Below are 19,467 nucleotides of genomic sequence, written 5' to 3'. Positions count from 1 at the left end.
GGAGACTGTGCGACGCTCTTGCGCCGTTTGTGGTGATGGAACCCGGTCGATCAAACACGCGCAATTGTTCCGCAATGCCTTGTTTTCAGCACGATTTTGGCAGCATCTGGCGTTGCTGGGGGTGCTGCTATCGCTATCGGGGCCGGCGGTGCCAAGATCCTTATTCGTTCTATTCGTCCTTGCCATGCTTCCGTTAGGCGGCTGCATGCAGACAACGCTTTCGCCATCGACAGATGCGAGCATGACGCCGCGGGACCGGCAGTTGCTGGCGCATACGCCTTACGCGCAGGCGAACGTGCCCGAGCAATATCTCCGTCATATCGTCGATTATCCGCGCAAGGAGCAGCCGGGCACGATCCTGGTCGATACCGATGCGCGCTATCTCTATTTCGTGCTGCCCGACGGCAAGGCGATCCGCTACGGCGTTGCGGTCGGCGAGGAAGCCATGGCGTTTTCCGGGGTCGCGCGGGTCGGCCGTCTAGCAGAATGGCCGGACTGGGTTCCAACGGCGGACATTCAGGCGCGGCTCGGACCCTATCCGGCGCGCGTGCCCGGCGGTCCCGCCAATCCGCTCGGCGCGCGGGGCATCTATCTCTATGCCGGCAACAAGGACACGCTCTACCGCATCCACGGCACCAACCAGCCGGAATATATTGGGCAGGCGATCTCGTCCGGATGCATCCGGATGCGCAACGAGGACGTGATCGATCTCTATGACCGGGTGAAGCTCAATTCAACGGTCGTGGTGCTGCCGCCCGGACAGAACGCGCAGGTCGAGGCGCGGCCCAGCTGGCGCGGGTGACGTCGCCCTAATTCTCGGGACGGGCAATACGCCATTGCAGCGTCGTGGCATTGCCGTTGGCCTCGCCCGGCGCCTTGTCGGCCGGCGAGGTGTAGAGCGGACGATAGCGATAGGCCCACATCTTGCTGCCGTCGTTGCGGTTGATCACGGTGAAATCGCCGATCGCCTTGGCATCGGCCGTTGCGGACAGCGGCACCCAGCTCTCGACGCATTTCCCGTTGCAGTTCGACGTCTTGCCGGTGGTATCGCGCTCGTAATAATAGAGCGTCATGCCGTTGAGGTCGACGAGCGTGGGGCCCTGTTTGGTCAGGATGACCTTCGCCGGTGACGTCGCGGGCTTCGGCGGAGGAGGGGCATCGCCGCCGCCATGGCCGTTCGCCAGCGACGGAGCGGACGAGAGTGCGATGGCCGCCGCCGCAATGAGGAACCTGAACATCCGAAACTCCAGACCGGCAAAGTTAATCGCGCGTTAAACGCCGAATGCGGCCGAGCCTAACAGCCGAAGGTTAGTTCCTGGTTTCGCGGATCTGCGACAATGACGGGTAGAATTACGGGGGATTAGGCCTGCACTCCGCGCAGCGGGGCGCGGCTGAGCTCGTTGCCGGCGGCGATGGCCTTGTGCAGAAGGCGCATCAGATCCTCACCTTCCTTCGCGCTGAGGCCGCGCAGCATGATGCGTTGCGCGGATTCGACGGCCGGCGTGATCTTGCGCAGCGTGCGGCGGCCTTCGTCGGTGATCCCGAGTTCGCGGGCACGACGGTCGCGGCGCGAGGCGCGGCGCTCCGCGAGCCCCTTCTGCACGAGGCGGTCGATCACGCCGGTGATGGTGGTGCGGTCGTAGGCGATCAATCCCGCGAGCGTCACCTGGTCGAGTCCCGGATTGGCCTTGATGGTTGCGAGCGCGGCGTATTGCACCGGGGTAAGGTCGAAGCCGGCATCCCCGACTTCGGCCAGAAACACCGCGACCGCGATCTGCTGGAATCGGCGCGCCAGATGTCCGGGCATGTCGTTGTTGTCTTTCACCGAATTTCTCCGTTGGGGGCGGGACGGCCGGGGTCGTTGACAAGTATACTGATAGTCAGCATACTGAGCAATATCCAAACAGAACGTTTCCGGGAGAGGTGCTCATGCAATTCCATCTCAATGGATTTCAGCCGGGCGACCCCGAAATCGCCGATCCCGCCGCGCGCATTCTTGCGTCGGGCGTAACGGGCGCTGTGCCTGACGAGGTCGACGTCCTCATCGTCGGTTGTGGCCCTGCGGGCCTGACGCTCGCGGCCCAGCTTGCGCAGTTTGCCGACATCAAGACCTGCATCGTCGAGCAGAAGCCGGACCGCTTGCTGGTCGGGCAGGCCGACGGCATCGCCTGCCGCACCATGGAGATGTTTCACGCCTTCGGATTCAGCGAGCGCGTCCTGAAGGAAGCCTGTTGGGTGAACGAGACGACTTTCTGGAAGCCGGACGAGCGGATGCCGGAACATATCGTCCGCAGCGGCCGGGTGCAGGACGTCGAGGACGGTTTGTCGGAATTCCCGCACGTCATCCTCAACCAGGCGCGCATCCATGACGGCTTCCTCGACGTCATGCGCAAGGCGCCGGCCAGGCTCGAGCCCCATTACAGCCGGCGCCTGCTCGAGCTTCAGGTCGATCCGGCCGCAGGGCCCGCCGACCATGCCGTGACGGCGCGGCTCGAACGGGGCGATGCCGAGAACGAGGGCAAGGTGGAGACGATCAAGGCGCGCTATGTCGTCGGCTGCGACGGCGCCCGCAGCATGGTGCGCAAATCGATCGGCCGCGAGTTGCTCGGCGATTCCGCCAATCGTGCCTGGGGCGTGATGGACGTGCTGGCGGTGACCGATTTTCGGGACATCCGCTTCAAGGCCCTGATCCAGTCGGCGAAGGACGGCAGCCTGCTAATCATTCCGCGCGAGGGCGGCTACATGGTCCGCCTCTATGTCGAGCTCGCCAAGCTCGACATCGGCGAGCGCGTCGCCAATCGCAACATCACCGCCGATGACGTGATCGCGAAGGCGCAGCGGATCCTGAAGCCGCATACGCTCGATGTGAAGGAGATCGCGTGGTGGTCGGTGTACGAGATCGGCCAACGACTGACCGACAAGTTCGACGACGTGCCGGAGACCGAGATCGCTACGCGTCTGCCGCGGATCTTCATCGCCGGCGATGCCTGCCACACCCACAGCCCGAAGGCGGGGCAGGGCATGAACGTCTCGATGCAGGACGCCTTCAATCTCGGCTGGAAGCTCGCTGCCGTTTTGCGGAAGCAGTCCGCGCCGAGCCTGCTGCATTCCTATTCGGCAGAGCGCCAGGCCGTTGCGAAAGAGCTGATCGACTTCGACCGCGAATGGGCTGGGATTCTTGCGTCCGCCGCCAAGGCCGGCGGCGCCGATGCCGCCAGGACGCAGGACTATTTCGTCAGGCACGGTCGCTACACCGCGGGCACGGCCACGCATTATCGCCCGTCCGTTCTGACCGGAGCGACGTCGCACCAGCGTCTCGCGCAAGGCTTCGGCATCGGCACGCGCTTTCATTCCGCACCGGTGATCCGGCTTGCGGATGCCAAGCCGGTGCATCTCGGTCACGCTGCGCCGGCGGATGGCCGCTTCCGCATCTACGCTTTCTCCGGCGCTGAAGATCCGGCAGCAGCCGCCTCGGCCATTCGCGCCTTGTGCCATTTTCTCTCCGAGGCGCGGGAGTCGCCGGTCCGGCGTTACACGCCGGCGGCCGCCGACATCGACAGCGTGATCGATCTGCGGGCAATCTTCCAGCAGGATCATCGCGAGCTCGCCATGGAGGCGATGCCCGTGCTGCTGCTTCCACGCAAGGGCCGGTACGGCCTGATCGACTACGAGAAGATGTTCTGTCCGGACCTCAAGAATGGTCAAGACGTTTTCACCATGCGCGGTATCGATCGCAAGGCGGGCTGCATGGTCGTCGTGCGGCCGGATCAGTATGTCGCGACCGTGCTGCCGCTCGATGATTTTGCTGCGCTTGCTGCGTACTTCGACGGTTTTATGCAGCAAGTAAACTGACGGGACGGCGGCGCACACTCTCTCGCGTGCGCGCGGTGCCGATGAACGGCGAATGAATATTGAACCGCGCGCGGCATCCGTCTCGATCTTTTGACGGATGAGGCCTTCGTACGCGGAACGCCCGTTCCGCTGGCGCGTTCCGACTCGAAAGAGGAGGACTACGCCATGAAATTCCGAAGCGTGTTGTTAGCCGCATTGCTGCTTGCCCCGACGGCCGCGCTGGCCGCACCGGGCATGGTCACCGTCTCGACCGGCCTGCGGGCCGGGCCGGGTCCGGGCTTTCCGCTGGTCGATCGCATCCCCGAGGGCGCCCGCGTCGACATCCATGGTTGCCTGCGCGGCAATGCCTGGTGCGACGTGAGCTTCTCGGATGACCGCGGCTGGGTGTCGTCGCAGTATCTCGAATATCTCTACCGCAATCACTACGTCTATCTCCCCGACTATGTCGACGAGATCGACGTGCCGATCGTCCCCTTCGTGCTGACCTCGTACTGGTCGAGCTATTATCAGGGGCGGCCCTGGTATCGGCGGCATGCCCACTGGAATAGCTACTGGACTTCGCATCAGCGCGACGCGATGCGGATGACAATCGACCCGCGCGCGGCTCGCATCGGCCGCGCGGCAACGCGCGATGCGGCGGTCGCACTCGGGCGCAACGGTGCGAATGTCAGGGAAAATGCGAAGGGCGCGGCTGCGGTCTCCGGACGTGATGCCACAACTTCACGGCACGACGCCGCGATAGCCAGGCACGAGAGTGCTATTGCGACGGACCGGAGCCGTGCGGGACGAAGCGACCTCGCGCATGAGCGGACCAATCTTCAGGGCCGCAATCCGCACGATGCACAAGCCCGCATGATGCACGAGCAGGCCGCACAGCGCGCGGCTGTGCGTGCGCAGCCGATGGCGCGCCCGCATGAGGCGCCGCGTGTATCAGCCGCTCCTGTAAGCCGACCCACGATGCCGCATGTGGCCCAACCCAATTTGAGCCACGGCTCGCCGATGAACGCTCATGCCCAAATGCCGGCGCCGCGCGCGGCTGCGCCTGCCATGCCTCATGGGGGTGGCGGCGGCGCACCTCACATCAACGCCGCGCCGCACGGCGGCGGTGCGCCGGCCGGCGGTCCCGGCGCCGGGCACCAGAAGCACTAGGGTTGCCAACGAAAGCCCGGCCCTCGCGCCGGGCTTTCTGCTGAGGCCGGAGCGGGTTCCCTGCCCATACAATTTAAGAAGGTTCTTCGCGGGCAGATTTCATCGATCGTAAGATGTCTACTCAAAGCTGTAAGCATTCCACTCGGGGCAGCGGGGCACGGGAGGATGACGACGATGAGACAGAACCAGGCGGAGACGCGCCGCCACAATGTCGCGAAGCGGTCGATGACCAGGGAAGCCAAGCAGCTGTCCGGCCTGATTGCCGGATTGCGCCAATCTCTCGAGGTGATTCACAAGGAGCGATCGAGCACCAAACTCTCCGGCGCCGAGATGGGCCTTCTCGACGAACGCCGCAACAATCTGTTGCTGACCATCGCAGCCCTCGACGACCGCCTCTCGGCGGTGCAGGGGCTGATCGATCTTGGCCGCCCCCACATCATTCGCGTCCACTGATCGGAGCGCAGACCTGATGCTATCGGCTTCGTCGCGGCGGCGACGGAACCGGGCTCAGCTGCCGGCTCTGCGTGGCATAGGGATTGGCGTAGCACTGGGCGGATTGCCCGGAGGCGGTCGCAGCGCACTGCGCGATCGTCGCAAAGCTGCAATCGATGCTGCGGCCGTCGATGGTGTAGATCTCGATGCAGACGGGATGGCGCGGATCGTAGGTCTGCGCCGCTGTGGGCGCCGAGCCAAGCAGGCCCGGACCAATCAAGCCCGCGACAAGCAGAATCGCATTCATGATGCGACGCACGATCAACCTCCATCGTTCGGCCGGAACCAGGCACAATGCTGCCGCGGATGGCACCAAAATGCCACGCTCCCGGCGAATTGCGGCCAAAGCCCGCTGCCACGACGAGAGTGGGTGCGGGCAACGCTAAGGGGATGCGCATTGGCCTACAAGATGATCGCAGAACGCGATAACGAGAAGTGCAGTTTTGCCCGCGAGAGCCGTTTGCTCATCGTGGCGAAGGCGAAGGTTTGGGCAAGCGAGGGGTGGAAGGTCGTCATCACCGACCAGGACGGCAAGGCCTACGCGCCGCCCGAATTCGATCAGCTATTGGCGGCCTGACCGCAAGACCGGGCAGGGGACGACATTGATTTCGCACTTTCGACCGGGGCGCGACCTGATCGCGCCCCTGATGACTCTTCCAACGATGAGTCTTGCAGCCGCGGCCGTCCTGACAGCGACATTTGCCGCCGCACAAAATCTCGATGCCGGTAAGTCGCCGCAAAAGCTCTTCGCCGATGGATGCGCGACCTGCCATCGCAGCCCGCGCGGCCTTGCCAAGGGGCGCTTCAACCTGACGCTGTCCTGGTTCCTGAAGGACCATTACGCAACCAGTTCGGACACAGCGAAGGCGCTTGCCGCCTATCTGGAATCGGTCGATACAGCGCCGCCGCGAGCTGCGGCCAAGCCTGGCGCGAAGCGATCCGGGCCGCGTAATCCCAAACCGTCGCAAAGCCAGTAGGCGTGAGCCGGCCACTGGCAGGGCGTCGCGAAGCAAGACCTTGCCGGTGACACCGTGCTTGCCGGCATCAATGCACCGTGGTCGCCGAGAACAGGTTGATGACCACCACTCCGGACACGATCAGCGCGATGCCGACGAAGGCCGCAGCGTCGAGCATCTGGCGAAACAGCACGAAGGAGACCGTTGCAGTCAGGATGATGCCGACCCCGCCCCAGATCGCATAGGCGATGCTCAGGGGTATGACCCGGATCGCGACCGACAGCGCGTAGAACGAGGCGACATAGAACAGCACCATCGCCAGTGTCGGCCACAGCCGCGTGAACTGCATGGATTGCTGGAGGAAGGCGGACGCCGTGACCTCGAGGACGATAGCGAAGGCAAGCGCTGCGTAGGCATTGAAGGCGGAAGTCATCACGGGCTCGGGCGTATTGTGCAAAGAAAGATACCGCGCGGTACGGGGAATATGACGTTTGCCCGGGTCCAATTATCACGTGTCAGTGACGAGCCTGCGACACGGCGGAGCGCAGCACGAAACCGCCGCGCGATGGTTCGCGCGGCGGTTCGCTGGTGGTGGCGTTAGTTGATCCGCACGGAGAGTTCGACGTCCTCGGCAAAGGCCGTGGACATGTAGCCGCTTCCGAGCCTGCGCATGCGCGCCAGATAGTCGGGGCTGTCGTCGGCGTTGTCGGCAACGATGATCGCGCCCGGCCGGAGATGGCCTTCGACCAGATCCAGGATATCGGGGTAGAGCGCCTTGGCGCCGTCGAGCAGCACGAGATCGATCGTATCAGGCAGATCGACTTGAAGCGTCTTCAGCGCGTCGCCCTCGCGGATTTCGACGAGGTCCAGCAGCCCGCCGGCCGCGAGGTTCTCGCGCGCCCGGGCCGCTTTGGACGGTTCGAATTCGCTGGTGATGAGGCGGCCGCCGCCATTGTCGCGCAACCCTGCGGCGAGGTGCAGGGTCGAGATGCCGAACGAGGTGCCGAACTCGACGATCGCTTTGGCGCGGGAGCTGCGTGCGAGCATGTAAAGCAGGTGACCGGTCTCGCGGGAGACCGCGAGCGGTGCGTCCTTCAGCCGCCCGTAGAGGTCGCGGTAAGCGGTCTTGCTCCGCATCATCCGTGCGCGGTCGGCGTCGGTCACATCGGCGAAGGCGGCTCGCATCGCGCCGCGCGCGGCTTCGTCCTGGTCGAACAGACGATCGAGCAGTGGCGCAAGTGATGTGATGGTCGGGATGGTCATATGTAGTCTCCAGATGTCGCCGAGAGGCGAGTGCTTGCGTGAGGATGGAAATACGACTAATTCGTCGCATTCGCTATTCGCATTGCTCGAGGGCGCCATGGCCGATCGCCGAAGCCGTTCAGTTTCCTCACGAAAACAGCCGCAGCAGGTCCGCTCGAACGAGCTGGTGGCGGCCATTCTGGACGCGGCTGTTCAGGTCCTGGCCAAGGAGGGGGCGCAGCGCTTCACGACGGCGCGCGTGGCCGAGCGGGCCGGGGTGAGCGTCGGGTCGCTCTATCAATATTTTCCGAACAAGGCGGCGATCCTGTTCCGCCTCCAGAGCGACGAGTGGCGGCGCACGAGCGAGCTCCTGCGCGGCATCCTGGCCGACGAAGCGAAACCGCCACTGGTCCGGCTGCGCGCGCTGGTCCACGCCTTCATTCTTTCCGAGTGCGAGGAGGCTGCGATCCGCACGGCGCTCAGCGACGCCGCGCCGCTCTATCGCGATGCGTCCGAAGCACACGACGCGCGGGCCGCCGGTAAGGCCATCGTCGCGGCCTTCATGCGGGAGGCGCTGCCGAAGGCGCCGGATGCGACGCGGGAGCTTGCCGGCGAGCTGATCAAGACGACGCTGAGCGAGGTCGGCAAGCAGTTCTCGGAGACACCGCGCAACGAGGCGGAGATCGCGCGTCATGCCGACGCAATGGCCGACATGTTCTGCGCCTATATCGATGAGCTTGCGCGGCGGCGAGATCATTCCTGACATCCGCGTTTGCGGGCCAATATCGCTTCTGATCTGACCGGATCATGAGTTAGCCTCGGCTTGTCCTCCAGCCCGCCAACGAGCGCCCCGCCATGCATGTCCTCCGCCCCCAATTCCGCATCGAGGAGCAGCAAGCGCTGGCATTCGCAACCCAGCGCGGCTTCGGCATGATCGTCGCGGCGGATGAGCGCGGTCCGCGCGCCTCGCATGTGCCGTTCGTGCTGGAGCAGCGCGAGGGGCGCACGATCGTGCAAATCCATTTCACCGCCAGGAATCCGCTCGTTCCGCTCGCGGACGGCACGCGGCGCTTCCTGCTGATCGTTGCCGGCGACGACGCCTACATCTCCAATGACTGGTATTCTTCGCGCGACAACGTCTCGACCTGGCTTTACGAGGCCGTGCACCTGTCGGGTGTGGCGCATGTGCGCGGGCTCGACGAGAACCGCGGGCATGGCGATGCGCTACTCGCGGTCGCCGAAGCGCGGCTGCCGAAGGCGCCTTGGGACCTGACACAGATGGAGCCAGACAAGCGCGAGACCATGTTGGCCGCGATTCGCGTCATCGATCTCGTGGTGGATAGCGTCGAGGGGCAGGCCAAGCTCAACCAGCACAAGAGCGATGCGGATCACGTCGCGGTCGTGGACCGGCTGGCGCGATCGGAGGAGAGCGGGCATCGGCGGCTGGCGCGGAAGATGCAAGCGCTGCGGCCCGGGCTTGGGTATGGTCTTTCGTGATCCGGGCGACCCTTGTCTCGCGCGGCATTTGACCCTACGGACTTTCATGCTCGTCATCTCCATTCAAAGCCAGGTGGTCCACGGCCATGTCGGCAACAGCGCCGCCGCCTATGCCATGCAGGCGGAAGGCGTGAATGTCGCGGCGGTGCCGACCACGCTGCTGTCGAACCATCCGCGCTATCCGACCCTGCGCGGGCGGGTGCTGGAGACCGAGCTCGTTGCAGATCTGCTGAGAGGCGTCGAGGAGCGCGATCTCGTCGACGAGGCCGCGGTCCTCGTCACCGGCTATCTCGGTTCGTCCGGCAATGCCGCTGTCATTGCCGATTTCGTCGAGCGGGCGCTGACACGCAATCCAAAGCTGGTCTATCTCTGCGACCCCGTGATCGGTGACGATGGCCGCGTCTACGTCGCCGACGGCATCCTGGACGTGGTCCGGCACCGGCTGCTGCCGGCCGCCAATCTGACCACGCCGAACCAGTTCGAGCTCGGGCTGCTCGCAGGCCTCGACATCGCGGATGCGCAGGGTCTGCGCGCGGCGTGCGCGATACTGGCCGGGACCGGCCACATCGACGTGGTCGCCACCGGTTGCACGCTCACTGATACGGCGGAAGGGCAGGTGGAAACGATTCTGTGCGCCGACGGTCAGTTGTCGCGCTTTGCGACGCCGCGCCTGCCGATCCGCCCCTCAGGCACCGGCGATCTTCTCACCGGCCTGATCGCGGCGCATCTGGCCAAGGGCACTGCGACCGAGGCGGCGGTGCGGCTCGCAGTCGAAACCATCTATGCGGTGCTGGTGCGCACGCAGGAGGCAGGCACCGCGGAGATGCGGCTCGTGCCGTTGCCGACGCCGGGACGGTAGACCGTCATACTCAGGTCGCGCGCTTCGCGGCCGATTGCGCTGATTTCTGCGGCTTCGCGGGGACCTTCTGCTCGCGCGTCGCCTGTGCCTTCGCCTTTGGCAGCTTCGCGCTTGCCACGGCCCGCGCCTTCCTCGGCTTGACGCTGGCTTCCTTGCGGTCCGACGTGCCTCGGCGCGAGACGTATTCCGTACCGTCGACCGGGCCGACATGCGGGGGATCGCGGCCGAGATAGGGTCGGCCGATACCGAGCGCCTTGCCATTGGCATCAACCCACTTCCACAGCACCTCGGTCGAGACCCAGCGCTGCGCGCGGTTGTCGCCCTTGGTGCTGACGATGTCGGCGGCCATGCCGTGGCCGTAGCCGCCGCGCGTGCTGCCGCCGTGATAGGAGCGATCGGAGGCAGCCTTCAGGCCGCTCGCGATCGACTGGCGATAGTCGTCGCGGAACGCGCTGGTGATACCCGGCGAAAGTCCGGCAGCCTCAGCCGCGAGCAACGTGCGAAACAGCTTTCGCTTGAAACTCTTGTCCATGCCGCCGATGACGTAGTCCATCATCGTCATGCCGGCGCGGTCGGCCGCCTTCGGATCCTTCCAGCCAAAGTCCTCGTCGACCAGTTTCGTGAAGCTGCGCATCACGGTCACCATCTTGCCCTTGCGCTTGACGGTGACGGCGCGGCGATCCTCGACCTTGACCGAGTCTTCCTTGGGCGTGCGCTGGTAGAGCGCCCAGAGATAACGGTCGATGCAGGCTTCCATGACGTAGCATTCGTCGAGGACTGCGGTCGTGTCCGCGGACGGCGAGGCCTTGCTCGCCGCGGGCGCGGGGCCGGTCGCGATCGTCACGGGCGACAGTGCGTCCGTCGTCACGATCTCGGTGGGATCGGCGGATGCGAGCTTTATCACGGGCTCCGGCGCCGGAGCCGCCTCGCTGGCGACCGGTGCCGGGTCAGGCGCAATCTGCGGCGCGAGCGGCGCTTCGGTCGGCAAGATCAGCACTGGGTCGGCCGAGGCGAGCTTGATGGCCGGAGCTGGCGCCTCGGGCGCGGCCGCTTCAGCGGTGATCGCACTTGGTGTCGCAGCAACAGCGGCCGCGATATCGGCGGTCAGGGCGACGCCGTCCTCGATGGCCGCAGCGTGCGGGATGTCGGCGAGGTCAAGCCGGCTGAGATCCTTCGCGCGCGAGACGGCGGAAGCATTTGCGCCGCTGTTCTCGAGGAGTGCAGGGGCATAGGCGGACAAAGAGAGAGCCAGCCAGCCGGCGAGAACCGCCGAGGGGCAGGAGACCGCCACCAGAAGAGACCGCCGATCATTCATGATCCCTGCCTCCAAACGGTTCTGTCGAACCTCGTCTTCTCCGAACAGTCTGACCAATCTTGGTCAAACAGTCTTGCACGAAAAGGCACGCCGCGCGTCGATTGTTCGGAGGACGGTGTGGCGGCGCAATGGCGCAATTCGGCGAAAGCGGGCTTTTCGAGCAGGTGTTGCGCGGCGGCAACGCGGGTTCCATTGCGGTTCCACGGGCGCTTGCTCGCGGGCGGTGGGAAAAATTCGTTAAAGGCGAATATTTGGCACGGGCCGACCTAACCGTGTTTCGCCGACACATTGCGCAACCTTGTCACGGCCGGCGCGTTAGGCGCCCATGACGCACTCCTCGCTTCGTCCCATGGACGCCTTTGACCCTACCGAGCCCGCCATCCTGCACGACCAGCTCTCCGATACGATCATCACCTGGACCGCTGAGCAGGCCGACGATTTCAGGCGTGCCAGCCGGCCGGGCCAGGACGGAACCGTAATCTGGAAGGCCTACGTCTTCGATGGCTGGGGCCATGTGCTCGGTGGCTGACGCCACTCATAAAAGCGTCATGTCGCAGCCGGCGGTGATTCGGCCAAAGCCTTGTGCGCATTAAACATATTGCCATGCACCGGGCGCGTTGTTGCAATGCAGCAGTGCCTGTCGCAATGCAACAAAATGGGCTTAGATGTGCTCCGAACGTTTCATTCAGGAGCATCACCCATGAACAAGAAGACTCTGTCGATCGCCGCCGCCATTCTGACGATCGCGGGCAGCACCGCGGCTTTCGCCGCCGAGCTGCCGACTTATGAGGCCAACGGCTTTCCGGTTTCCCCGATGCAGGTGCGCGTGCTTGGTGCCGCGCATGTCGAGCAGCAGGCCTCGGCGCCCGCCAACGTCGCTTCGGTCCACCAGACCCGCGTTCTGTCGCCGCGCAAGGTGAAGACGGCTGACGTCACGACGGGCAGCGCCCGCTGATCTGGGACGCCACAAGCCAACGTCAAGCCAACGTGATGCAGGCTCGTTTTCTCCGAGCCTGCCTGGGCCGCGTTCCCTTTGGGGAGCGCGGTCTTTTTTTGGCGCAGCGAGTCATGATCACGTGCGTTGTGTACGGCCGTTCAAAGCGAGTGTGATCTCTTTAATAGTTGCTTTGCAGATCGCGGCGCTTGATGCGGGCGCCGCTTATTGAGCAGCCAAGAATCATTTTCATAATGGAGTAGTCATGCCCGTTGCACAGAAAGCCGTTGTTGCAAGCGTCTCGCCGCGCGCGTTCATTCTCAAGCATCTCGCCTTGTTCGCAGCCGCCGCGCTGTTCGTGTTCGTGCTCAGCCTGACGTATGGGCTCGATCTCAGCCCGGGATTTTTCTGAGCGAAGGCGCGCTGGCGTCTCTCGCTTGCGTGCCAGCCTTGCGGGCACATGGGTTGAGCGACGGCCTCTGTCGGCGTACCGCTTTGTCCCATGGATCAGCGGACGAGCGGCGCCGACGCTCTCACTCAAAAGAACGATGCGGCGCCGGCGCTTGTCGGCGTGCTCTGCGGCCTTGCCGCGGCGGTGTTCTGGGCGCTCGGCTTTGCCGGCACGCGGCACGGGCTCAAGGTCGGCTTCACGCCGGTCGATTTGCTGGTGCATCGCTATGTCTGGTCCGGCATTGCGTTCCTGCCGCTGGTGATACGCGGCGGCATCTCCGATCTCTGCGGCATCGGCTGGGGCAGGGGCCTTGCGCTGATGGTGCTCGGCGGCCCCGTGATGTCGCTGATCTCCTACACTGGATTCCTGTTCGTGCCGCTCGGCCATGGCAGTGTGATCCAGCCCTCCTGCGCGACGCTCGGCGGCCTGCTGCTCGCAGCCCTCTTCCTGAAAGAGCATGTCTCCGCGTCGCGCATCGCCGGCGCTGTCGTCATCGTCGGCGGGCTCGGCGTGATCGGCGCGGAATCGATCGGCCATATCGGCGCCGACGGCGTGCTCGGCGATCTCACCTTCGTGCTGACCGGATTGATGTTCGCAGGCTTCGGCGCGCTGGTGCGCCACTGGCGGGTCTCCGCCGTGTCGGCTGCGCTCGTCATCAACGTGCTGTCGCTGCTGCTGCTGCCGATCTACCTCATGACTGGCGGCCTCGCGCGGATCGCGGCGATCGGTATCGGTGAGAACGCCATCCAGGCGCTGGCGCAGGGCGTGCTTGCGGGCCCCGCTGCGCTTTATCTGTTCGCCGTCTCGGTCCAACGCCTCGGCGTCGCCCGCGCCGCCGTTGTCCCGGCCTGCGTGCCGGCGCTGACGGTGCTCACCGGCTGGCTCCTGCTCGGCGAGCCGCCGACACTATTGCAGACGGCGGGATTGGTGACGGTGCTGTGCGGATTCTATCTGGCGCAGAGGCAGCGATAGATCGCAAGCCTCGAAACGGCGCTTACCATTCGATAGTGGTAAACTTGACGCCGCGGCCGGTCAGCTCCCGCCCGAGCCGCTCGGCGCGCTCGCTGGCGGATTTGCCGAGCAACCGATACCTGCCTCCGAGCGCCTTGTCGGCGACAACCTGATGCCGGATGTTTTCGTACAATCGTAAGACGGCCTGATCGCTCAGATTGTCGAACATGTCATCGGTCGGGTTTGGTTTGGTCGCGTCGCTTGTTGGCGGTCCTCGCAGAGCGGCCTCCCAAAATTGTCGTGCGGATGCTGAGTGATCGGTACCGGTCCGGCGCAGCAGCGTATGTCCACTTTTGAACAGGACATGCGGCTGGCGGGATCGTAGGGCGGGTTATTTTCGCGTAGCGGCCGCTGAAGCGGACGATGGCGTCGCGGGCTCCCATGGCGCAGGCAGAACGACGCGAATGGGGCGCGCCTCGCTTGCGGGGCCGCTCGTGCCGGCGGCAGCCGAGGACGGCTGTTCGTGCAGATCGCTGGCTGCGGCAACCGCGATCGAAGCCAAAACGAGACTCGCCGAGATCGCGACGATCCGCAAATCAAAAACCATTTTCCGCCATCCTCTGTTGACACAGAGAACGGCCGAACTCGCGAAAAGTTCAGGCCGACGCACCTCTTCTTCGCCCCGATGCGTCGTTGGCGGTCGCCTGGCGTTCGCGGCGGTTACGCCTTCCTCACGAACTCCGATTTCAAATTCATCGCGCCGATGCCGTCGATCTTGCAGGCGATGTTGTGGCCGTCGGTGGCGTCCTGCAGGCGGATGTTACGGACCTTGGTGCCGCCCTTGACGACGGAGGAGGAGCCCTTGACCTTGAGATCCTTCATCACGATGACGCTGTCGCCATCAGTGAGCGCATTGCCGTTGGCATCGCGCACGCCGGCCTCCTGAGTGGCGTCCGCGGCGGCCTCCGCCGTGCCGCTCCATTCGTGGCCGCATTCCGGGCAGACCCCGAGGCCGCGATCCTGATAGGCGTGCTCGGAGTTGCAGGTCGGACATTTCATCGCGTCGGTCATTATTCGCCTCGTCGCCCGTCACGGGCGCGCCGCACGCTTTCCGCCGGAAAAAGATGGATTGGGAGCAAATCCTTTACCATGGCTTTCAGTCCTGGCGGAACCCTTGGAAACTTAGGAGTTCAGGAAAAACTCTGCGGTATCGAGGTCCGGAATTTGTGGCTGCGTCGGTTCGACGTCGCGGCGGAAGGGAGTGTTCTGGTCATGAGCGAGCATCGCGCCGCAGTCAGACATCACACGCTGCGCACCGGCATTGTCGAATTCGACAACGGCACCGGCAAGATCATCAGCGCGCCCTGCACGATCCGCGATGTCTCGGGCACCGGCGCGCGCCTCGGCCTCAACGCCTCGCTCTGGGTCGCCGAGCAGTTCACGCTGGTCTTCAGCAGCGGACTGCGCAAGGACTGCCGGGTCGCCTGGCGCAAGGGCCGGCTGATCGGCAGCGCGTTCGTGGACGGCTATGCGAGTGCGGACGAGCAGGCCGTGATGATGACCGCGGACGAGCAGTCCCGGCACCGGCTCGGGATCGGTGCGCGCCTCAGGGCTGCGCGCGAAAAGCGCGGCTACACGCAAGGCCAGCTCGCCGAGCTCGTCGGCGCCACGCCTGCCTTCGTGTCGCTGGCCGAGCAGGGCGAAGCGGACATTCCGCTGTACCAGCTGATGCACATCGCCGATCTGCTGATGGTCGGTCTCGATGGGCTCGTCGCCGGGCCGGCGCCTGAGGATTTCGACGCGGCGTAGTTGGCACCCCGTCAAAACAAAAACGTCGAAAACAACCCCATGCACAGTAGAAATCCCGAGGGATTTCAGTGTGTTGGAAATCCGAAGTTCCGGTGGTGTTGCGCCGTAGCCCGGGTGAGCGAAGCGATACCCGGGAAGGCCGCCAGCAAAGGTCCCGGATGTCGCTTCGCTCATCCGGGCTACGGGCCTATGCGCGCCGCATCGACTTCGGCGATACCGAATCGAATTTGACTCGTCGGGCAAAACAGGGGCAGTATGGCATGATGGCGCCGCAGGAAGCAGGTGGCTCGCCAGCTGCGGAGCGACATGCCGAAAAAAGCAAAACCAAAAAGAAAACTGAAGACCTACCAGACCTCGCTCGGCTTCTACGACCAGGCGATCGCCGCGCCGTCGATGAAGGCGGCGCTGGACGCCTGGGGCGCCAGGTCCAATCTGTTTCATCAAGGCGCCGCGAAGGAGACCGACGATCCCGACATCGTCGCGGCGACGATGGAGAAGCCGGGCTTGGTGCTCCGGCGGCCGGTCGGATCGGACGGGGCGTTCACCGAGCATTCCGAGTTGCCGACCGATCTCGCTGACGACGAGGCCGGGCCGAAGCGCAAGGCCAAGTCCAAAGCCAAGTCCACGCCGAAAAAGCGTCCCGCAAAGGCAGCAAGGCAACCAGCCCGCAAGATCGACGATCAACAGGCGCGCAAGGCTGCCGCGGCGTTCGAGAAGGAAGAGCGGCGGCGGGAAGCCGAGCGCCGCAAGGAGGAGGCCGCCCGCGCCAAGGAGCGCGCGCGCCGCGAGAAGGCCGTCGCGAGTGCGCAGGCCGCATTGGACGAGGCGAGGCGGGAGCACGACGCGCGGGCGGAGGCGATCGAAGCGGAGCGCGCTGCGCTCGACCAACGCGCGGAGGCGGAGGCGACGCGCTGGGACAAGCAGAGGATGAAGTTGACCGAGGCTGTGCGTCGCGCGCGGGAGTAAATGCCCGGCCATGCGTGCCGCGTCGCCGTCTCCGTCGGCAAGATCGCGGTTCCATGCCTATATGGACTGCAGTCCCATATAGGTCTGCAATGCCCGAAAATCCCTCGAATTCCAAAATCCCGATGATCGTGCGCCCGCGCCGCGCGGCGCCGGTCCTGGTGTGCCGCAAATGCCTCAAGCGTAGCGACGAGGGCCGCGACGTCAGGCGTGCGCTGAAATCCGAACTGAAGGCGAACAAGCGCAACGGCACCAAGCCGGCCAAGCTGATCGTGACCGGATGCTTCGGCCTCTGCCCGAAACAATCAATCGTGATCGCGAGCGGCGCCAGTCTGGCGCGGCAGGAGTATGTGCTGGTTGCGGACCACGATCAGGTGCCGCGAGCGCTCGCGTTGTTGGACGGCAAGCCCGTCGCGTGACAATCGGTCTGCGCTGCGCGGAAGACTCTGGACAAATTCGCTTGCCTTGCTTGGCGTCCTTTTGCACTCTGGCGGCAAGGAGACCAACGCATGAAGATCATGACTGTCGCGTGTGCGCTCGGAACCGCTCTGGTGCTGTGCAATCTCGGGATAACGGGTGCCGAAGCCCGCGCGCGGAAGGCCCGCGTGCTGGATGAACAACGGCTGAGGGTGGATGTCCCGGTGCTCAGGCCGACGCCGTGGGATTACAATATCGTTCCGCGCTATCGTTATCGCCCGGAAGACGACCGGGTTGATCCCTATGGTCCGCCGCTGGTGTCGTCGTATGTCCGCTACGAGGGCTGGCGCTGGCCGTATTGGTGGTGAAGGCCACCGACGGACGCGGAATTGATTGGCGCCTGTAGCCCGGATGAGCGAAGCGATATCCGGGACGTTACCGCAGCATTCCCGGATGTCGCTTCGCTCATCCGGGCTACGCTCCTTTGCTAACCGCCGTCATCCGCAGCAAGCCGCAGAAACTGCCGCTTCATTGCGTTGACCCTGGCGACATAGCTTGTGACGAGATGATCGCCGCAGCGCTCGTCGGTGATCATCTGGAACTTGCGGCGCGCGTAGGCCGTGGCGGGGCCGGCGCCGCAGAGATGGATGAAGGCGGCCAGATCCTGCCGCTCGCGCGCACTCGCCTTCACATCGCCCGCGCGGCTGAGAACATCGGCGACATTGCGATCGAGATACACCGATGCCAGCTCGATGGCGTGGCTCGGGATCGCGCGGACATAGAGGAAGGGAGACCCGCAGCCGGCTTCCGTGACCGCGTTGCCGCGGATACAGAACCGCGCGGCGTCGGCGTAGGCCGCGTCCAGCATCTGGAAGAGGCCGACGGCGCTGGAGGCGGGCCGGTAGATCGCGAGCGGATTGAGGCTCCAGCGCCAGCGCCAGTAGGTGCGAGCGAGCGGATTGCCCGATGTCTCGACCTGCGCCAGCGCCGCCAGCAATTCGGGCGTGATCGTCGCGGTGGAATGCTTGCGGAACAGTGGCCCGTATTGCCGCCACGTCTCGGATGGCTCCTTGTCGAGCGCGTGGCCGACAAGGACGAACAGCTCGGTCGGCTTGCGCATTGTTTGATAGGTGATGTTCACGAGTACGACGACCGCAAGCAGCATCGCCGCGCCGCCCGCGATCCAAACCATCCACGGTGCGCGCGCGAAAGTCTTTCGCACCCAACGCGCGCGTCGCCTGAGCTTGCGAAGGCGAGAGAGGAGGGGCTTGCTTCTTGATGGCATCGGTCTTTTGGGAGTGCATTGCGGAGGCTTTGCACCTGGTTAACGCTGTCATGAGGCCTTGAAATCCGGCTTCTTTTCTCTCTGGTCGCGTCGTTTCAAGTCGCCGCTCCGTACTCCCACGGCAGCTCGCATCCTTGATGGAAATAACCCGAGGTTGTACTGTGCGCCGCAACAGGGTTAATTTTGTGTGAATGGATCGGCTGGAATGACCGTAATCGAAAGCGTGATGTCGGCGGAAGCTGCGGAGCGGAAAATGCCGCCGGGCGTGCTGGTCGAAGGGCCGGTGGTCGAGGCCAAGTTTCGCGATTCCTACATCTCCTTCGTCATCATGATCGGCGGTTCGATCGCGGCGCTGGTCTGGGCGTTCTGGCAAGGCATCGGCTGGGTGGAGGTTTCGGTCTTCGCCGGCACGTTCGCGCTGTCCACGGTCGGCATCGGCTTCATGCATCGCTACTTCGTGCACCGCAGCTTCCGCTGCGGTCCGGTGATGCGGGCGTTGTTCGCGGCCATCGCCACCATGGCGGTGCAGGGCTCGATCCTGAAATGGGTGAGCAATCATCGCCGGCATCATCTTCACTCCGACAAGCCCGGCGACGTCCACAGCCCTTATTATGACGGCGACGGCAACCCCTATGTCACCTTCGCCAAGGGGATGATGCATGCGCAAGGCGGCTGGGTGTGGGACCAGGCCACCACCGATGCCGGATACTACGCCAAGGATATCCTGGCCGATCCGATCGCGATGTTCTTCACCAGGACGCGCTGGTACTGGTACGCGCTCTCGGCGGTGATCATTCCAGGTGCGATCGGCTACGCGTTCGGCGGCGTGCACACGATGACCGGCTGCATTCTTTTCTCCGGCCTGTTCCGCAGCTACCTCATGACCATGGCGACATCGCTGGTCAACTCGGTCTGCCACAGCGACGGCCGCTACGGCTATCGCCGCTTCGATCTCGACGACGGCACCACCAACGAGTTCGTGACCACCATCCTCACCTTCGGCGAAGGCCTGCACAACAACCATCACCGGTTTCCGCGCGACGCCTACATTTCGCACGCCTGGTACGAGATCGACATCAACGGCCTGATCATTCTCGGGCTGGGAAAGCTCGGATTGGTGCACGATATTTTCGCGGCCGGAAGCCGGGCTGTTCGCTCCGGAGATCCAGAAGACGGAAAGCGTCCGGTGGCAGATACGGAAGCGACGGTCTGATGCGCGCCTGTAGCCCGGATGGAGCGTAGCGCAATCCGGGAATCCTGCCGCGAGCACCGTCCCGGATTTCGCTGCGCTCCAT

Annotated in this window: 28 protein-coding genes; 18 read left to right on the top strand and 10 right to left on the bottom strand. The window is 64.6% G+C overall.

Annotated elements, in window-relative coordinates; genetic code table 11:
* The first annotated feature begins 205 nt into the window (after positions 1 to 205).
* On the top strand, positions 206 to 802 hold the full coding sequence (locus tag AC0L3U_RS32120) for a L,D-transpeptidase (RefSeq protein ID WP_473364396.1): 597 nt from the start codon (positions 206 to 208) through the stop codon (positions 800 to 802).
* 7 nt (positions 803 to 809) lie between these two features.
* Here AC0L3U_RS32120 and AC0L3U_RS32115 read toward each other — a convergent pair whose 3' ends face one another.
* Positions 810 to 1,238 carry a COG4315 family predicted lipoprotein gene (locus AC0L3U_RS32115; RefSeq protein ID WP_473364395.1) on the bottom strand — a complete coding sequence of 143 codons (429 nt, stop codon included), beginning with the start codon at positions 1,236 to 1,238 and terminating at the stop codon, positions 810 to 812.
* A 122-nt stretch (positions 1,239 to 1,360) separates the two neighbouring features.
* A complete protein-coding gene (locus AC0L3U_RS32110) occupies positions 1,361 to 1,825 on the bottom strand; it encodes a MarR family winged helix-turn-helix transcriptional regulator (RefSeq protein WP_473364394.1) in 465 nt (154 codons plus the stop codon).
* Positions 1,826 to 1,929: 104 nt separating this feature from the next.
* Here AC0L3U_RS32110 and AC0L3U_RS32105 point away from each other — a divergent pair, with 104 nt between their 5' ends.
* The 3 genes from AC0L3U_RS32105 to AC0L3U_RS32095 all read left to right on the top strand — a co-directional run bounded on the left by AC0L3U_RS32105 (position 1,930) and on the right by AC0L3U_RS32095 (position 5,454).
* Positions 1,930 to 3,852 (top strand): FAD-binding monooxygenase, encoded by a 1,923-nt coding sequence (locus AC0L3U_RS32105; RefSeq protein ID WP_473364393.1) that lies wholly within the window; start codon positions 1,930 to 1,932, stop codon positions 3,850 to 3,852.
* A 165-nt stretch (positions 3,853 to 4,017) separates the two neighbouring features.
* On the top strand, positions 4,018 to 5,001 hold the full coding sequence (locus AC0L3U_RS32100) for an SH3 domain-containing protein (protein WP_473364392.1): 984 nt from the start codon (positions 4,018 to 4,020) through the stop codon (positions 4,999 to 5,001).
* Between the two features lie 174 nt (positions 5,002 to 5,175).
* On the top strand, positions 5,176 to 5,454 hold the full coding sequence (locus AC0L3U_RS32095) for a hypothetical protein (RefSeq protein ID WP_456764566.1): 279 nt from the start codon (positions 5,176 to 5,178) through the stop codon (positions 5,452 to 5,454).
* Between the two features lie 19 nt (positions 5,455 to 5,473).
* Here AC0L3U_RS32095 and AC0L3U_RS32090 read toward each other — a convergent pair whose 3' ends face one another.
* On the bottom strand, positions 5,474 to 5,752 hold the full coding sequence (locus tag AC0L3U_RS32090) for a DUF3551 domain-containing protein (RefSeq protein WP_473364391.1): 279 nt from the start codon (positions 5,750 to 5,752) through the stop codon (positions 5,474 to 5,476).
* Between the two features lie 138 nt (positions 5,753 to 5,890).
* Here AC0L3U_RS32090 and AC0L3U_RS32085 point away from each other — a divergent pair, with 138 nt between their 5' ends.
* Both AC0L3U_RS32085 and AC0L3U_RS32080 read left to right on the top strand, forming a co-directional pair.
* Positions 5,891 to 6,070, top strand: coding sequence for a hypothetical protein (locus tag AC0L3U_RS32085; RefSeq protein WP_027517643.1), 180 nt, complete (start codon positions 5,891 to 5,893; stop codon positions 6,068 to 6,070).
* 85 nt (positions 6,071 to 6,155) lie between these two features.
* Positions 6,156 to 6,470 (top strand): hypothetical protein, encoded by a 315-nt coding sequence (locus AC0L3U_RS32080; protein WP_473364390.1) that lies wholly within the window; start codon positions 6,156 to 6,158, stop codon positions 6,468 to 6,470.
* 67 nt (positions 6,471 to 6,537) lie between these two features.
* On the opposite strand, the gene AC0L3U_RS32075 is transcribed toward AC0L3U_RS32080, so the two are convergent.
* Positions 6,538 to 6,882 (bottom strand): DMT family transporter, encoded by a 345-nt coding sequence (locus AC0L3U_RS32075; protein WP_473287044.1) that lies wholly within the window; start codon positions 6,880 to 6,882, stop codon positions 6,538 to 6,540.
* A 164-nt stretch (positions 6,883 to 7,046) separates the two neighbouring features.
* Positions 7,047 to 7,712, bottom strand: a complete 666-nt coding sequence (locus AC0L3U_RS32070; protein WP_473364389.1) for an O-methyltransferase — start codon at positions 7,710 to 7,712, stop codon at positions 7,047 to 7,049.
* A 97-nt stretch (positions 7,713 to 7,809) separates the two neighbouring features.
* Between AC0L3U_RS32070 and AC0L3U_RS32065 the strand changes: the two genes are divergently transcribed.
* The 3 genes from AC0L3U_RS32065 to pdxY all read left to right on the top strand — a co-directional run bounded on the left by AC0L3U_RS32065 (position 7,810) and on the right by pdxY (position 10,047).
* Positions 7,810 to 8,454 (top strand): TetR/AcrR family transcriptional regulator, encoded by a 645-nt coding sequence (locus AC0L3U_RS32065; protein ID WP_473364388.1) that lies wholly within the window; start codon positions 7,810 to 7,812, stop codon positions 8,452 to 8,454.
* 92 nt (positions 8,455 to 8,546) lie between these two features.
* Positions 8,547 to 9,188: an FMN-binding negative transcriptional regulator gene (locus AC0L3U_RS32060; RefSeq protein ID WP_473364387.1), complete on the top strand. Its 642-nt coding sequence runs from the start codon at positions 8,547 to 8,549 to the stop codon at positions 9,186 to 9,188.
* Between the two features lie 46 nt (positions 9,189 to 9,234).
* A complete protein-coding gene (gene pdxY / locus AC0L3U_RS32055; RefSeq protein ID WP_473364386.1) occupies positions 9,235 to 10,047 on the top strand; it encodes a pyridoxal kinase in 813 nt (270 codons plus the stop codon).
* Between the two features lie 10 nt (positions 10,048 to 10,057).
* Here the strand turns inward: pdxY and AC0L3U_RS32050 are convergent, their stop codons facing one another.
* Positions 10,058 to 11,362, bottom strand: coding sequence for a hypothetical protein (locus AC0L3U_RS32050; RefSeq protein WP_473364385.1), 1,305 nt, complete (start codon positions 11,360 to 11,362; stop codon positions 10,058 to 10,060).
* Between the two features lie 349 nt (positions 11,363 to 11,711).
* Between AC0L3U_RS32050 and AC0L3U_RS32045 the strand changes: the two genes are divergently transcribed.
* The 4 genes from AC0L3U_RS32045 to AC0L3U_RS32030 all read left to right on the top strand — a co-directional run bounded on the left by AC0L3U_RS32045 (position 11,712) and on the right by AC0L3U_RS32030 (position 13,719).
* Positions 11,712 to 11,891 (top strand): hypothetical protein, encoded by a 180-nt coding sequence (locus tag AC0L3U_RS32045; protein ID WP_473364384.1) that lies wholly within the window; start codon positions 11,712 to 11,714, stop codon positions 11,889 to 11,891.
* A 171-nt stretch (positions 11,892 to 12,062) separates the two neighbouring features.
* On the top strand, positions 12,063 to 12,317 hold the full coding sequence (locus AC0L3U_RS32040; RefSeq protein WP_473364383.1) for a hypothetical protein: 255 nt from the start codon (positions 12,063 to 12,065) through the stop codon (positions 12,315 to 12,317).
* Between the two features lie 244 nt (positions 12,318 to 12,561).
* On the top strand, positions 12,562 to 12,708 hold the full coding sequence (locus AC0L3U_RS32035; protein ID WP_018454523.1) for a hypothetical protein: 147 nt from the start codon (positions 12,562 to 12,564) through the stop codon (positions 12,706 to 12,708).
* Between the two features lie 90 nt (positions 12,709 to 12,798).
* Complete coding sequence (locus AC0L3U_RS32030) at positions 12,799 to 13,719, top strand: DMT family transporter (protein WP_473364382.1); 921 nt, start codon at positions 12,799 to 12,801, stop codon at positions 13,717 to 13,719.
* Between the two features lie 22 nt (positions 13,720 to 13,741).
* Here the strand turns inward: AC0L3U_RS32030 and AC0L3U_RS32025 are convergent, their stop codons facing one another.
* From AC0L3U_RS32025 to AC0L3U_RS32015, 3 genes are all read right to left on the bottom strand, one after another.
* Positions 13,742 to 13,927 (bottom strand): hypothetical protein, encoded by a 186-nt coding sequence (locus AC0L3U_RS32025; protein WP_035962695.1) that lies wholly within the window; start codon positions 13,925 to 13,927, stop codon positions 13,742 to 13,744.
* Positions 13,928 to 14,089: 162 nt separating this feature from the next.
* The gene (locus AC0L3U_RS32020) at positions 14,090 to 14,305 is read right to left on the bottom strand and encodes a hypothetical protein (protein WP_473287031.1); all 216 of its coding nucleotides are present in this window, start codon (positions 14,303 to 14,305) and stop codon (positions 14,090 to 14,092) included.
* Between the two features lie 113 nt (positions 14,306 to 14,418).
* Positions 14,419 to 14,769 (bottom strand): zinc ribbon domain-containing protein YjdM, encoded by a 351-nt coding sequence (locus AC0L3U_RS32015; protein ID WP_473364381.1) that lies wholly within the window; start codon positions 14,767 to 14,769, stop codon positions 14,419 to 14,421.
* A gap of 201 nt (positions 14,770 to 14,970) precedes the next feature.
* Between AC0L3U_RS32015 and AC0L3U_RS32010 the strand changes: the two genes are divergently transcribed.
* The 4 genes from AC0L3U_RS32010 (at position 14,971) to AC0L3U_RS31995 (ending at position 17,255) form a co-directional block, all read left to right on the top strand.
* A complete protein-coding gene (locus tag AC0L3U_RS32010; protein WP_473364380.1) occupies positions 14,971 to 15,507 on the top strand; it encodes a helix-turn-helix domain-containing protein in 537 nt (178 codons plus the stop codon).
* Between the two features lie 306 nt (positions 15,508 to 15,813).
* Positions 15,814 to 16,473 carry a cell envelope biogenesis protein TolA gene (locus tag AC0L3U_RS32005; RefSeq protein ID WP_473364379.1) on the top strand — a complete coding sequence of 220 codons (660 nt, stop codon included), beginning with the start codon at positions 15,814 to 15,816 and terminating at the stop codon, positions 16,471 to 16,473.
* Positions 16,474 to 16,562: 89 nt separating this feature from the next.
* Entirely contained in the window at positions 16,563 to 16,889 is a 327-nt protein-coding gene (locus AC0L3U_RS32000) for a hypothetical protein (protein ID WP_473364378.1), read from the top strand.
* 90 nt (positions 16,890 to 16,979) lie between these two features.
* Positions 16,980 to 17,255, top strand: a complete 276-nt coding sequence (locus AC0L3U_RS31995) for a hypothetical protein (protein ID WP_473364377.1) — start codon at positions 16,980 to 16,982, stop codon at positions 17,253 to 17,255.
* A gap of 119 nt (positions 17,256 to 17,374) precedes the next feature.
* Here the strand turns inward: AC0L3U_RS31995 and AC0L3U_RS31990 are convergent, their stop codons facing one another.
* Positions 17,375 to 18,172: a lytic transglycosylase domain-containing protein gene (locus AC0L3U_RS31990; RefSeq protein ID WP_473364376.1), complete on the bottom strand. Its 798-nt coding sequence runs from the start codon at positions 18,170 to 18,172 to the stop codon at positions 17,375 to 17,377.
* 205 nt (positions 18,173 to 18,377) lie between these two features.
* On the opposite strand from AC0L3U_RS31990, the gene AC0L3U_RS31985 reads away from it, so the two are divergent.
* Complete coding sequence (locus tag AC0L3U_RS31985; protein ID WP_473364375.1) at positions 18,378 to 19,385, top strand: acyl-CoA desaturase; 1,008 nt, start codon at positions 18,378 to 18,380, stop codon at positions 19,383 to 19,385.
* Positions 19,386 to 19,467: the final 82 nt, after the last annotated feature.

Source organism: Bradyrhizobium sp. Kon69, from assembly GCF_055807515.1.
The sequence above is the reverse complement of the archived record's forward strand: the minus strand, read 5'-3'. Positions and strand labels throughout refer to the sequence as shown.

What these genes read in the sequence shown, in the direction of transcription:
- AC0L3U_RS32120 (WP_473364396.1), top strand. Translation starts at nt 206, where the DNA reads ATGCAGACAACGCTTTCGCCATCGACAGATGCGAGCATGACGCCGCGG.
- AC0L3U_RS32115 (WP_473364395.1), bottom strand. Translation starts at nt 1,238, where the DNA reads ATGTTCAGGTTCCTCATTGCGGCGGCGGCCATCGCACTCTCGTCCGCT.
- AC0L3U_RS32105 (WP_473364393.1), top strand. Translation starts at nt 1,930, where the DNA reads ATGCAATTCCATCTCAATGGATTTCAGCCGGGCGACCCCGAAATCGCC.
- AC0L3U_RS32100 (WP_473364392.1), top strand. Translation starts at nt 4,018, where the DNA reads ATGAAATTCCGAAGCGTGTTGTTAGCCGCATTGCTGCTTGCCCCGACG.
- AC0L3U_RS32095 (WP_456764566.1), top strand. Translation starts at nt 5,176, where the DNA reads ATGAGACAGAACCAGGCGGAGACGCGCCGCCACAATGTCGCGAAGCGG.
- AC0L3U_RS32080 (WP_473364390.1), top strand. Translation starts at nt 6,156, where the DNA reads ATGAGTCTTGCAGCCGCGGCCGTCCTGACAGCGACATTTGCCGCCGCA.
- AC0L3U_RS32075 (WP_473287044.1), bottom strand. Translation starts at nt 6,882, where the DNA reads ATGACTTCCGCCTTCAATGCCTACGCAGCGCTTGCCTTCGCTATCGTC.
- AC0L3U_RS32070 (WP_473364389.1), bottom strand. Translation starts at nt 7,712, where the DNA reads ATGACCATCCCGACCATCACATCACTTGCGCCACTGCTCGATCGTCTG.
- AC0L3U_RS32065 (WP_473364388.1), top strand. Translation starts at nt 7,810, where the DNA reads ATGGCCGATCGCCGAAGCCGTTCAGTTTCCTCACGAAAACAGCCGCAG.
- AC0L3U_RS32060 (WP_473364387.1), top strand. Translation starts at nt 8,547, where the DNA reads ATGCATGTCCTCCGCCCCCAATTCCGCATCGAGGAGCAGCAAGCGCTG.
- pdxY (WP_473364386.1), top strand. Translation starts at nt 9,235, where the DNA reads ATGCTCGTCATCTCCATTCAAAGCCAGGTGGTCCACGGCCATGTCGGC.
- AC0L3U_RS32050 (WP_473364385.1), bottom strand. Translation starts at nt 11,362, where the DNA reads ATGAATGATCGGCGGTCTCTTCTGGTGGCGGTCTCCTGCCCCTCGGCG.
- AC0L3U_RS32045 (WP_473364384.1), top strand. Translation starts at nt 11,712, where the DNA reads ATGGACGCCTTTGACCCTACCGAGCCCGCCATCCTGCACGACCAGCTC.
- AC0L3U_RS32040 (WP_473364383.1), top strand. Translation starts at nt 12,063, where the DNA reads ATGAACAAGAAGACTCTGTCGATCGCCGCCGCCATTCTGACGATCGCG.
- AC0L3U_RS32035 (WP_018454523.1), top strand. Translation starts at nt 12,562, where the DNA reads ATGCCCGTTGCACAGAAAGCCGTTGTTGCAAGCGTCTCGCCGCGCGCG.
- AC0L3U_RS32030 (WP_473364382.1), top strand. Translation starts at nt 12,799, where the DNA reads ATGGATCAGCGGACGAGCGGCGCCGACGCTCTCACTCAAAAGAACGAT.
- AC0L3U_RS32025 (WP_035962695.1), bottom strand. Translation starts at nt 13,927, where the DNA reads ATGTTCGACAATCTGAGCGATCAGGCCGTCTTACGATTGTACGAAAAC.
- AC0L3U_RS32020 (WP_473287031.1), bottom strand. Translation starts at nt 14,305, where the DNA reads ATGGTTTTTGATTTGCGGATCGTCGCGATCTCGGCGAGTCTCGTTTTG.
- AC0L3U_RS32015 (WP_473364381.1), bottom strand. Translation starts at nt 14,769, where the DNA reads ATGACCGACGCGATGAAATGTCCGACCTGCAACTCCGAGCACGCCTAT.
- AC0L3U_RS32010 (WP_473364380.1), top strand. Translation starts at nt 14,971, where the DNA reads ATGAGCGAGCATCGCGCCGCAGTCAGACATCACACGCTGCGCACCGGC.
- AC0L3U_RS32005 (WP_473364379.1), top strand. Translation starts at nt 15,814, where the DNA reads ATGCCGAAAAAAGCAAAACCAAAAAGAAAACTGAAGACCTACCAGACC.
- AC0L3U_RS32000 (WP_473364378.1), top strand. Translation starts at nt 16,563, where the DNA reads ATGCCCGAAAATCCCTCGAATTCCAAAATCCCGATGATCGTGCGCCCG.
- AC0L3U_RS31995 (WP_473364377.1), top strand. Translation starts at nt 16,980, where the DNA reads ATGAAGATCATGACTGTCGCGTGTGCGCTCGGAACCGCTCTGGTGCTG.
- AC0L3U_RS31990 (WP_473364376.1), bottom strand. Translation starts at nt 18,172, where the DNA reads ATGCCATCAAGAAGCAAGCCCCTCCTCTCTCGCCTTCGCAAGCTCAGG.
- AC0L3U_RS31985 (WP_473364375.1), top strand. Translation starts at nt 18,378, where the DNA reads ATGACCGTAATCGAAAGCGTGATGTCGGCGGAAGCTGCGGAGCGGAAA.